We start from the raw sequence: 11,495 nt of genomic DNA, 5'->3' as shown, positions 1-11,495 counted from the left end.
GAAGGAATTGGATATAGATTCAGTTTTGAGAGAGCGAGAGCTTTTTCAAGAGAGAAGTGTGGTGACGATGGCAAGAAGGATACACCTGTTCCCATCTCGAACACAGAAGTTAAGCTTCTTAGCGCCGATAGTAGTTGGGGGTTTCCCCCTGTGAGGATAGGACGTTGCCACGCTTTTCAAATATTCCGCAATAGCTCAGTTGGTAGTAGCGCATGACTGTTAATCATGATGTCGTAGGTTCGAGTCCTACTTGCGGAGTTCTTTTTTTTTACCCAAAATTCAGCAACTTGCTGCTTTAGCTCAGTCGGAAGAGCGTCACCTTGGTAAGGTGGAGGTCGCCGGTTCAATCCCGGCAAGTAGCTTACATAAAAATATAAAATTAAGTGAGACTGGTGAATACCAGTCTTTTTTTTGTTTTAGCTACTTCCTACATGATTCTACAAGCTTTTTTGAAACTTTGTAGTATGGTATAATCATCGTATGTTTAAAGAGGAGTTGTAGAAATATATGAAAAAAACTTATTTTATTATTGGAGATGTTCATGGAGAGGATAAAATGCTCGATGAAATGTTAAAAAATTGGGATGAAAGTACTCAACAATTAGTTTTCCTTGGTGACTTAATTGATAGAGGCCCTAATAATAAAAAAAGTGTTTTAACTGCAATGGAGTATGTAAAAGAAAAAAATGCTTGGTATGTAATGGGAAATCATGAAGTCATGTTCTTAGCATGGATTGATAATCCAGAAGAGCGTTTTGATCATTATATGAGAAATAATGGAAATACAACTATTAACCATTTATTAAATCGTCCAGTCGATACAGAAATAGATTCTTTAAAAGATTGCGAATTGGTAAAAGAACAATATCCTGAGTTAATATCTTTATTAAGAGAACGTCCTTTATATATTGATGAAGAGGATGTCTTATTTGTTCATGCTGGAGTTGATTTAAGATTAGATCATTGGTTAGACACTGTTCCAAAAGATTTTTATTGGATTCGTGAACCTTTCCATACTGGAAAAAATACAACTGGAAAAACGATTATTTTTGGTCATACTCCATTAAAAGGTTTAAATGAAGATGGAGATTATATGAAGTTATGGCAACAGGATGGAAAAATCGGCATGGATGGCGGAGCTGTATTTGGCGGAGCTTTACATGGTGTTGTATGGCATGATGGTGAAATTCAAAAAATTTATAGTTTAGAACATAAAGATTTCCATTAATGGAGGTAAAGGATGAAGAAGAAAGCAGTATTATTATGGTTTGTTTATTTTTCTAATTTAATGATTGTTCCTCGATTTTTTCTAACACAAGCTGAAGATGGTACATTACATGTGGACAGAAAAGTATATATTTTAGTTCAATTGATTACAGCAATGTATGCAGTTTGGTCTTATCGAGAAGTAATTCAAAGAGGGTTTGAAAATTTAGTAAAGCGTAGATTTGTTCGCGATATTGCGATTGGTTATGTAGTTCGAGTTGTACTGACTATGTTTGTAGCTCTTGTTGTTCCATTACAGCAAACAGATAATCAAGCTAATATTGAATCATTATTAAATTCTACATCTCTTGTATTAATGCTAATCTTAACCTGTGTGGTTGCACCGATTGTGGAAGAATTAGTATTTAGGGAAGCGATTATTGGAGCTTTTAAAGATAAAATGAATTCTTGGATTTTAACGGGAATTTCTATTTTCTTTTTTGTTTTACTGCATTCGATTTCAAATAGTGGTGGAATTGATTGGAATGCTGCTTTGATGTATGTTCCGTTAACGATTCCTTTAGTCGGAATGTATCGCTATTATGAGGATAATGTTGCGGCATCCATGTTAATGCATTTTGTAAGTAATAGTGTTGCGATGATTTTTTTAGTAGCTAGAGGGTTCCTAGCATGAAAATGATTCAAGAAAATCAATTAAAATTTTTAATTCGCTATGGCTTGTTAATAACAGCTCTTGTAGAGTGGGCATTATATCATCCAGTGAATGCTTATCACTTGCTTCTATTTCTTGTTATTGTTGTTGTAGCCCAATTAGATTATTATTCGATTCAATATCCTTGGGCAATTTTAGCTCAAGGAACAGCTATTTTGCTATTTTGTTATTTTACAGGGAATATTTTTATTACTTTAATGCTTTTATTATGTTTCGAAATTAGTTTTCGATTTTCATCTATGTATGCGATTATTCTTCAAGGGATGATTAGTCTAGTAGTTATTATATTAGGGATTAAGCAGCAACAATGGTGGGCGATTTCGGTAATGATTTTTGGAAATGTATTATTTTATTATGGTGCACAGCTTGTTTTAAAGTTAAATGACCAAGGAAATTTATTGAAAGAGCAAGAAAATCAATTGTTCGAGCAGAAAAAAGAATTGCAACAAGCCCAATATACAATGGGAACAATGAAGGAATTATATACTTTACAAGAGAGAAATCGTATTTCAAGAGAAATTCATGATTCAGTTGGACATAGTCTTTCAACGATTATTATTCAACTAGGAGCGATTAGTAAATTAAGTGAAGAAAATAGTCCACAAGTTTCTCAAATGAGCGCACAATTAAGAGAATTTGCAGTTAAAGGGTTACAAGAAGTGCGTACTGTAGTTCATGATTTAAAACCAGAACAATTAACGAAACAACAATTGAATGTAGCTTTAGAAGAATTTATTTATGAAACAAAACAACATAGTGGAGTGGAATTTGTATTTAGACAAAATAAGCCAACGATTCAACTTACTAAAGGGCAAGAGTTGACGATTTTTAGAGGAGTGCAGGAAGCAACGACAAATGCAATTCGTCATGGAAAAGCAACTAAAATTACGCTATTAATGATGTATTCTGCAAATGAACTCATTGTAACGATTATGGATAATGGAGTGGGCTCTTCAGCTATTTCACTAGAAGGCGGATTAAAAGTGTTAGAAGAGCGACTGCATGAACAACAAGCGCAATTAGAAATCAAAAATACTGAACAAGGATTTACAGTACAAATGAAATTGAAAGGAGAAACCAATGTCTGAAAAAATTAAAGTGATGCTAGTAGATGATGAGCAATTAATTCGTTCAGGTTTAAAAATTATGCTAGAAACTTATCCAGATATTGAAGTCATTCATCAAGCTGGAAATGGACGAGAAGCATTTGAATGTTGTAAAAAAGAAGTTCCAGATGTTGTATTAATGGATATTCATATGCCAGTAAGTACGGGAATTGAAGGAACTAAACTGATTAAAGAAGCTTATCCAGAAGTGAAGATTGTAATGGTGACAACCTTTCAAGATACAGAATATATTATAGAAGCGATGCAATATGGAGCTTCAGGTTATTTATTAAAAGATAGTAGTTATGAAGCTATTTATGATGGGATTAAAGTGGCTTTATCTGGAAAAGTAGTGATGGATGCGACAGTTTCTGAAAAATTAGTCATGCAACCAAAAGCACCGACTACTATCGAAAAAATGGATATTTCTTCATTCGGATTAACGGATAGAGAAATTGAATTGATTCGACTTGTATCTCAAGGGTTAAATAATAAAGAAATTTCAGAAGCATTATTTTTATCTGAAGGAACCGTTAAAAATAATATTAGTACAATTTTATCAAAATTAGCTTTGAGAGACCGTACGCAATTAGTAATTTTTGCTTACAATCATCATATTCATTCATAAAAGTAGTTTAGATAACTTTTCTTCTTAGAGGAAACATGCTATACTGAACTCAATTCAATAGAGAAGCATTTGGGGTGCCGAAAGGCTGAGATCATACCCATTGAACCTGTTCTGGATAATACCAGCGAAGGAAAATGACGATCAAGTATAGAAAAAGGGTAACTTACAGTTTTTAAACTAGTATTTTATTCCAATCTATGATTATGCGATGATTCCCTTTTTGTTTGTAATAACAAGAGGGGATTTTTATATAGTTTTAACGGATTGTTTCTGTTAACAGGAAACATGTGCTTTCGAATTGAAGTAAAACACCAAATTGTTGCCATCATTTTGGTGTGTTTTCCCTTTTTCTCCACTATCAGAGTTGTGCCTGAGAGTGGAGTTTCTCTTTTTAGGATATTAGTTAATTTTTACAGAAGATTCTGTACAATAACAGTAGAAATAAAGGAGGATCTTTATGAACAAGAAAACAGTTATTTCATTACTAACAACAGTCGCGTTAACAAGTCTTACTGCTGTACATGCAGAAGAAACTTCAAAACAAGGTTGGATTAAAGAAAATGATTTTTGGTATTATTTAAAATCTGATGGAAAAATAAGAGAGACAGAAGTTAAAAAAGCTAAAAGACAATTTGGCAATTCTCCTCAAACACAACAAGCTGAGAAAAAGCTTTAGAACAAGCGATTCAATGGTTAGAATCAGAAGATTCTATTACGATTAATGATTCTTATGTAAAATATTTAATGGAATATGGTTCTTCTTATAAAGGAAAAATTAAGGAAAATATTAAAAAATTAAAATCTTTAAGCGAAGAGTTACAAAAAGAAAATAAAAAGGATATAGGTAATATTTCTACTACTTTATTAGAAAAATATAATTTACGTACAATGCCTGAAGAAGTGAAACAATCTTTAAATCTTTACGCAGCTTCTTTAATGAATCCCGTTCGTCAATAAATGAAATTATCTCCTGTAAAAGTGACAGAAACAATGGTGATGATTTCAAAAAAATTGCGAAAGAATATATGAATGATGGTAGATTTGTTTTAGATGGAAAAGGTCATGATGCTCATGCTATTAATAAAGTAGTAGAGCAATATGGATTATTAACTTCTGGAGATAATGCGAAAGAAAAAGGAACTCAGTATTATGAAAGTGAAATTAGTATTGATTTCCAAAATAAAGATTATTTCAAAATTCGTACAGAAATAAGAGAATCTATTTTATTATTCTTATTAAATCATCAAGAAAATGTTTACGCTCAAAGTGTTGCTGGAGTAAATTCTGGAAAATCTTATAAAGATCAATATTTTGGTGTGGGATTAGGAGATTCTGGACATTTTATCTTTGTGGATGATTCTTATATTCAGAAAACAGGAAGTCTACCATTTAAAACGACAGAAATTTCTCAAAAAGTTCGTACAGATTATGAGCAAAAAGTGATCAAACGATTAAAAGATCATTTAGCAACTTTAAAATAAACAATTAAAAGTGGGCAATTGTCATTGCCTACTTTTTTGTCTATAAATTTCGTGAACAGTATCGTAAATTCTTGATTATTCGTACTAAAATATGCTATCCTAACAAACGTATATAAAAAAGAATTACTACGATTTAGAAAAGGAAGGAGTTAGCATGAGTTACGTTTCAGTTGAGAATTTATCATTTTCGTATGATAATGAACCCGTTTTAGAAAACATTAGTTTTACCGTTGAACCGGGAGAGTTTGTCATTTTAACAGGCGAAAATGGTGCAGCAAAATCCACTTTATTAAAAAATATTTTAGGATTATTAACTCCAAAACAAGGAAAAGCAACAATCGCAACCGTTAATACACAAGGAGAAACTTTATCGATTGGGTATGCCCCACAACAAATTTCTTCTTTTAATGTGGGATTTCCTTCAACCGTTTATGAATTAGTTGCTTCAGGTCGTTACCAACAAGGTCGCTGGTTTCAACGATTAGATCAAGAAGACCATGAACATATTGAAAAAGCCTTAAAATCTGTTGGAATGTGGGATGAACGTGATAAACGAATTGGAGAATTATCAGGTGGTCAAAAACAAAGAATTTGTTTAGCACGTATTTTTGCGACAGATCCAGACTTATTTGTATTAGATGAACCAACAGCAGGAATGGATAAAACAAGTAGAGAACGTTTCTATCATCTCTTACATCATAGTTGTGCCCATCATGGAAAAGCAATTTTAATGGTGACGCATGAAGAAGAAGATTTGGAACATTATGTGGATAAACATATTCATTTGATGAGAAAGGAGGATTCTCCATGGAGATGTTTTTCTATGGTTTCATGCAAAGAGCATTCATCACAGGATTAGCAATGGCGATGATTACGCCAATTTTGGGATTGTTTTTAATTTTAAGAAGACAGTCATTATTGGCAGATACATTATCGCATGTTTCCTTAGTGGGGGTTTCTCTAGGTTTATTATTAGGCTACAATCCTACCTTTATGACTTTGGTAGTGGTAGTTTTAGCAGCCATTGTATTAGAAGTAATTGGAAAATACTTTAAAGGTTATTCAGAAGTGAGCGTTGCGATATTAATGTCCGGTGGGATGGCAATTGCCTTAATTTTAATGAATTTCCAAAAAGGGCGTTCAACGATTAGTGTTGATCAATTTTTATTTGGTTCTATCGTGACGATTACACAACAACAAATGTGGTTGATGATTGCTTTAGCGATCATTGTGGTTGTGTTATATTTGATTTTTAGACGACCGTTATATGTTTTATCATTTGATGAAGATACGGCTTATACGGCAGGATTACCTGTTCGTTTAATGACACAAGTTTTCACGATGATTACGGGTGTAGTCATTTCTGTGATGATGCCAATTGCTGGAGCTTTATTAGTTTCAGCGGTAATCGTGTTACCAGCATCTATCGCAATTCGTTTAACGAGAAGTTTTACAGGAGTTATTGTGTCAGGTGTGTTCATTAGTATTTTTGGTATTTTTAGTGGATTAAGTATGTCTTATGAATTTGATACACCACCAGGTGCTACGATTACTTGTGTATTCTTAATTATTTTGGTAATTAGTTTATTTGCAACAATGATTAAAAATCAATTGAAGAAATAAAAGTGAAGTCTCGGAAAGTTTGTCTAACAGATTTTTCGAGATTTTTTATCTTTTATAGAATGTTGACAGGTAGAGGAAAAGCAGAGTATAGTGACTGTACGAAGAAATTGGAGGATTAAAATGTTAGGTGAAATCTTTTCAAGTATGGCAACGATTGTCATCATGATTAGTTTAGGATATGTATTACAAATAAAGGGATGGTTTGATAAAAATTTTTCATCCAGTATTGCTTCCCTTATTATTAAAATTGCTTTACCTGCTTCGATTATGATTTCTGTTTTAAGATTTATTTCAAGAGAAAAAATGATTGAATTTGTAGGAAGTTTAGGAATTCCACTTTTGAGTGTCATTATTGGATATTTTGTTGCTTGGATCATTGTTCAAGTCTTTCGTATTCCTAATGAACGTAAGGCAACGGTAATGAATACGATTGTTAATGCGAATACGATTTTTATGGGATTACCGTTAAATTTATCTTTATTTGGTGAAAAGGCTAGGCCTTATTTTTTAGTATATTATGTAGTGAATACTTTATCGACTTTTACAGTAGGAACCTATTTGTTTGCTTATTATAATCAGCAACATGTTGGAAAAGGAATTCAATGGGAGAGAATTTTCTCACCACCATTAATCGCTTTTTTAGGGAGTATGATTTGGGTATGGTTTGGGTGGACACTTCCTGAATTTTTGAATGATTCTCTGATTTATATAGGTAGTTTGGTAACTCCATTATCGTTAATGTATATTGGAATTCATTTGGCACAAGTGGGGCTGCGTTCGTTGACATTCGATGGTGATATGCGTTTATCGATATTTGGACGTTTTGTATTATTCCCAGCAATTCTTTTAACAATTCAAGTGGGAGTCATGCAGTTCTTTTCAATCGAATTACCAATGAAATTACAAGAAACGTTCTTCCTTCAATCAACGATTCCTACATTGGTGATTATGCCGTTATTGGCAACGGAGGAAAATGCGGACATTGATTTTGCGACATCAGCTGTTACGATTACGACTTTACTCTATATCGTGATTTTACCCGTATGGATGATGTTGTTTTCGATGGTGTTCCAGTAGAATGTAAAATTTAATGACGTAAAGTAAAAATAAACAGAAAAACTTCCCTTGAATAGCAAGGTCGCCAGCAGCCTCGTTTTGCGAGTCTCATGCCTAAAATTCGAGCCTTGGTTTCGAATTTCCCTTGTAAAATAAGCCACTTCCGTGGCTCATTTTACTGTTGCTATTAAAGGAAGTTTTTCTGTTATTTTGTGTTAATGGTTAATTCTTAATTCTTAATAGTTCATTAATGTGTTTCCTCTAAAAATGTATGTGTATCGAAGAAGTTGCCGAGTTCAGCTTTGATGTGTTGGTTTTCGGTGTTGATTTCTGTGATACGAATGATAGAAGAATAATCTTTTAATTGATGCCCTGAGACTCCTGATTCGCAGAAAACGACTGCCCCTACTGCATGAGAATCAAATTCTTTGATAAGGCTTCGCATCCCATTAATAGTACCACCGGCTTTTAGGAAGTCATCGACAATCAATACATTTGATCCACTAGGGAGAGTACGTTTGGATAATTCCATTTTTTCAACACGAGAAGATGAACCAGATACGTAATTAATACTTACAGTAGCTCCTTCTGTAATTTTAGAATCACGGCGAACGATAACAAATGGCACATTTAAATAATTGGCAACTGTTTGAGCAATTGGAACGCCTTTTGTGGCTACAGTCATAATGACATCAACTTTTTTATCTTCATAGGCAGAAGCAATCATTTTTCCTAAGTGATGAAGAACATCTGGTTTTCCTAGTAAATCAGATAAGTAAATATATCCACCAGGAAGTAGACGAGTTGAGTCATTCATCTGGTCACAAATTTTTTGTGCTGCTTCTAATGCTTGTCCTTTTTTTATTTTTGGAGTGAAAATCACGCCTCCTGCTGCTCCAGGAAGTGTATTAACAACACCAATTCCTTGGATTTCAAAGGTGCGTTTAATAATGGCAATATCTTCACTGATGGAAGACTTTGCAGATTGGTATAAATCTGTAAAACTTGTTAATGAAATCAATGTGTGAGGATTATCGAGTAATCGTTGTGTCATATCGATTAAACGTTCGCTTCTCTTTAATTTCATCGGTTAGCCTCCTTTAATTTGAATCAAAGCTTATAAGACAGCTCTGGCTGAAGATTGCTCCAGTAAAACTATTATACAGAAATTTACGAAAATTACAATAAAAAAATAAGACGAACATTCGTTAAAAATCGATTTTTCTTTCAAAAATTATTATTAATAATCGTGTTTTGTGAAGAGTTTCTTTTTGTTGAATTGTAATAAAACCCAAAGGAGAACGGAGAGTCTCCTTTGGTTTTTCGCTTTATTGTTCTTATTTTTTGAATTATAGAGAGTCCTCCGTATTTAATACGTGAGTTTCTACAGCTACTGCAACGCCATCTTCATCATTTATTGTTGTAATGAAGTTTGCAAGTTCTTTAATTTCGTCAATCGCATTTCCCATTGCAACGCCCATTCCTGCATATTCAATCATATCTCTATCGTTTTCTTGGTCTCCGATACACATGACTTCGCTGGCATCTAATCCTAATAGTTCTGCTAGTTTAGCGACAGCATGTCCTTTACTTGCTTGTGGGTGTAGAACTTCTAAGTAAACAGGCATACTACGAACGATATTATGGTTTTCTTTGAATGAGTCACTTAAATTTGGAATAAGATTTTCTAAAATTTCTGGTTCATCTACGAACATCATTTTTGAAAAAGTAGCATTTGGGTCAAATTGGTCTAGAGGTTGTTGTACAATCGGCATTCCAATAAGATCACGTTCCATATAAGAGTATTTTCCAATATTTGGAGTTGTTACATAAATATTTTTTTCATCGATTACATGATAGTGAACGCCGTATTGTTGATGGTAATCATCCATCTGTTTTAAATCATCCATCGTCATTCCAAAGCGTACTAAACTTTCTCCTGTTCCTGTTCTTTGAACAAGTGAACCATTATAAGTAATGACAAAATCACGATCATTGATTAAGTTTAGTTCTTTTAAATATCTTTGAACGCCTGGAAGTGGACGTCCTGTACAAAGAACAACATAGACGCCTTGTTCTTTTGCTTTTGTTAATGCTGCATGAACACGAGGTGTAATTTCGTGTTTTGAGTTAATCAAAGTTCCATCGATATCGATGGCAATTAATTTAATCATAGTTAGTCTCCTTTATTTTGTATCAGTTTCATTATATCATATTTTACAACTGAATGAAAAAGCACAAAAGACTTTCCTTTGTAGCTGAATTCTAAGTTGAGTTCGCTAGTTTAGAAAAGTCTTTGTAATATTATTTCATTTGATTTGAGTAGACATCAAGTTTTGAAGCTAGTTCTTGAAATTCTTGATAATCTTCGCTAAATAATTCGGATGTTCCTTCTGCAAACATTTCTCTTGGGAAGTATAAGCGTTCATCTCCACGCACTCTTCCAGAAATAGCTGATACAATCGAGCTGACAAGAGATAATTCGACCATATTGCCGTTTCGTTCCATTAATTCAATTTGCGTTCTTGGTTTTACGGAATCTGGACGATAGAAGTCATATGGCAGATCATAACTATTATTAATCGCAGTATAATACTCGGTATTATAACCAACATTTTGTACAAGTTCTTTCATACGTTCAATCGTTGCCATGTCATTGACATGATTAAATGGTACGGATTTAAAAGGTCTACGATTAATAAAACGATCGGCTAAATCGCTTAAAATCGCATCGTCTTCAATTTGCCAATGAGCAAAATAAGTGTTTAATACACTGTCATCTAGACGAAGGTAATCTTCTAATGTCCAATTTTTTTCAAAAAATGGTTTTAAGAAAGAGGCGGTATATTTTAATGGATGAGTCGATGAATGATAACACTCAGTAGCACGTTTTAATAAGTGATTTAACACAACTTCCATCCCTCTTGATACTGGATGGAAATAAACTTGCATATACATTTGATAACGGCTAACGACATAATCTTCTACGGCATGCATTCCTGAAAAGTTAAAGGCAATCCCACCTTTATAAGGACGAATCACACGTAAAATACGAGTTAAATCAAAAGTTCCATAATTTACTCCTGTGAAATAAGCATCTCGTAGTAAGTAATCCATTCTGTCAGCATCAATTTGACTAGAAATTAATTGAACGACTTGTGGATTTGGATGTTTCTTTTGAATGACACTGGCTACTTCTTCCGGGAAAGTAGGAGAGACTGTTTTTAAAATTTTGTTCACTTCTGTGTCTGGTGACAAAATAATATCAATCGTAATTTGTTCATGATTTGTATCGAAAATTTTCTCAAAAGCATGAGAATAAGGGCCATGTCCGATATCGTGTAAAAGAGCGGCACATAGGACAACGAGTCGATTAGAGTCATCCCATAATCCATCTTCTGGGGTTGTAGAAGGGTAGTTTCGAACAAATTTGTCGCAAATTCTTCTAGCAATTTCATAGACGCCTAGTGAATGAGAAAAGCGGGAATGTTCAGCCGTATGGAAGGTGAACATAGAAGCACCAGTTTGTTTAATTCGGCGTAATCGTTGCATTTCTCGGCTATTAATTAAGTCTAAAATAACACGGTGTTGAACGTGAATGTAGTTATGAACAGGGTCACGTAATACTTTTTCACGGGATAGTTCTTCAATATACATCAATCT

At 33.5% G+C, this 11,495-nt stretch carries 13 protein-coding genes, 2 tRNA genes, 1 rRNA gene and 1 riboswitch; of the genes, 13 read left to right on the top strand and 3 right to left on the bottom strand.

Annotation, left to right across the window (positions count from 1 at the left end; genetic code table 11):
- Positions 1-57 precede the first annotated feature (57 nt).
- The 13 genes from rrf to LK443_RS02615 all read left to right on the top strand — a co-directional run bounded on the left by rrf (position 58) and on the right by LK443_RS02615 (position 7,853).
- Positions 58-173, top strand: a 5S ribosomal RNA gene (rrf, locus tag LK443_RS02675).
- 11 nt (positions 174-184) lie between these two features.
- A tRNA-Asn gene (locus LK443_RS02670) sits at positions 185-258 on the top strand.
- 31 nt (positions 259-289) lie between these two features.
- Positions 290-362, top strand: a tRNA-Thr gene (locus LK443_RS02665).
- A 145-nt stretch (positions 363-507) separates the two neighbouring features.
- Positions 508-1,227 carry a metallophosphoesterase family protein gene (locus LK443_RS02660; protein WP_227932014.1) on the top strand — a complete coding sequence of 240 codons (720 nt, stop codon included), beginning with the start codon at positions 508-510 and terminating at the stop codon, positions 1,225-1,227.
- Between the two features lie 12 nt (positions 1,228-1,239).
- Entirely contained in the window at positions 1,240-1,899 is a 660-nt protein-coding gene (locus tag LK443_RS02655; RefSeq protein ID WP_227932013.1) for a CPBP family intramembrane glutamic endopeptidase, read from the top strand.
- Positions 1,896-3,026 carry a sensor histidine kinase gene (locus LK443_RS02650; protein ID WP_227932011.1) on the top strand — a complete coding sequence of 377 codons (1,131 nt, stop codon included), beginning with the start codon at positions 1,896-1,898 and terminating at the stop codon, positions 3,024-3,026. The genes LK443_RS02655 and LK443_RS02650 overlap by 4 nt, the downstream gene beginning before the upstream one ends.
- Positions 3,019-3,672, top strand: coding sequence for a response regulator (locus tag LK443_RS02645; protein WP_227932010.1), 654 nt, complete (start codon positions 3,019-3,021; stop codon positions 3,670-3,672). Before LK443_RS02650 ends, LK443_RS02645 begins: the two co-directional genes overlap by 8 nt.
- Positions 3,673-3,732: 60 nt before the next feature.
- Positions 3,733-3,822, top strand: a riboswitch (TPP riboswitch).
- A 307-nt stretch (positions 3,823-4,129) separates the two neighbouring features.
- Positions 4,130-4,348, top strand: a complete 219-nt coding sequence (locus LK443_RS02640) for a hypothetical protein (protein ID WP_227932009.1) — start codon at positions 4,130-4,132, stop codon at positions 4,346-4,348.
- Positions 4,349-4,416: 68 nt separating this feature from the next.
- On the top strand, positions 4,417-4,629 hold the full coding sequence (locus LK443_RS02635; RefSeq protein ID WP_227932008.1) for a hypothetical protein: 213 nt from the start codon (positions 4,417-4,419) through the stop codon (positions 4,627-4,629).
- A gap of 68 nt (positions 4,630-4,697) precedes the next feature.
- Positions 4,698-5,153 (top strand): hypothetical protein, encoded by a 456-nt coding sequence (locus LK443_RS02630; RefSeq protein WP_227932007.1) that lies wholly within the window; start codon positions 4,698-4,700, stop codon positions 5,151-5,153.
- A gap of 154 nt (positions 5,154-5,307) precedes the next feature.
- Positions 5,308-6,012 (top strand): metal ABC transporter ATP-binding protein, encoded by a 705-nt coding sequence (locus LK443_RS02625; protein WP_227932005.1) that lies wholly within the window; start codon positions 5,308-5,310, stop codon positions 6,010-6,012.
- The gene (locus LK443_RS02620) at positions 5,961-6,776 is read left to right on the top strand and encodes a metal ABC transporter permease (RefSeq protein ID WP_227932004.1); all 816 of its coding nucleotides are present in this window, start codon (positions 5,961-5,963) and stop codon (positions 6,774-6,776) included. Before LK443_RS02625 ends, LK443_RS02620 begins: the two co-directional genes overlap by 52 nt.
- Positions 6,777-6,896: 120 nt before the next feature.
- Positions 6,897-7,853: an AEC family transporter gene (locus tag LK443_RS02615; RefSeq protein ID WP_227932003.1), complete on the top strand. Its 957-nt coding sequence runs from the start codon at positions 6,897-6,899 to the stop codon at positions 7,851-7,853.
- A 226-nt stretch (positions 7,854-8,079) separates the two neighbouring features.
- On the opposite strand, the gene purR is transcribed toward LK443_RS02615, so the two are convergent.
- From purR to LK443_RS02600, 3 genes are all read right to left on the bottom strand, one after another.
- Positions 8,080-8,919 (bottom strand): pur operon repressor, encoded by an 840-nt coding sequence (gene purR / locus LK443_RS02610; protein WP_227932002.1) that lies wholly within the window; start codon positions 8,917-8,919, stop codon positions 8,080-8,082.
- 262 nt (positions 8,920-9,181) lie between these two features.
- Entirely contained in the window at positions 9,182-10,006 is an 825-nt protein-coding gene (yidA, locus tag LK443_RS02605) for a sugar-phosphatase (protein WP_227932001.1), read from the bottom strand.
- 130 nt (positions 10,007-10,136) lie between these two features.
- Positions 10,137-11,489 (bottom strand): HD domain-containing protein, encoded by a 1,353-nt coding sequence (locus LK443_RS02600; RefSeq protein ID WP_227932437.1) that lies wholly within the window; start codon positions 11,487-11,489, stop codon positions 10,137-10,139.
- Between the last annotated feature and the right edge of the window lie 6 nt (positions 11,490-11,495).

Source organism: Granulicatella elegans (assembly GCF_020735385.1).
GTDB classification, from domain to species: Bacteria; Bacillota; Bacilli; order Lactobacillales; family Aerococcaceae; genus Granulicatella; species Granulicatella elegans_B.
The sequence above is the reverse complement of the archived record's forward strand: the minus strand, read 5'-3'. Positions and strand labels throughout refer to the sequence as shown.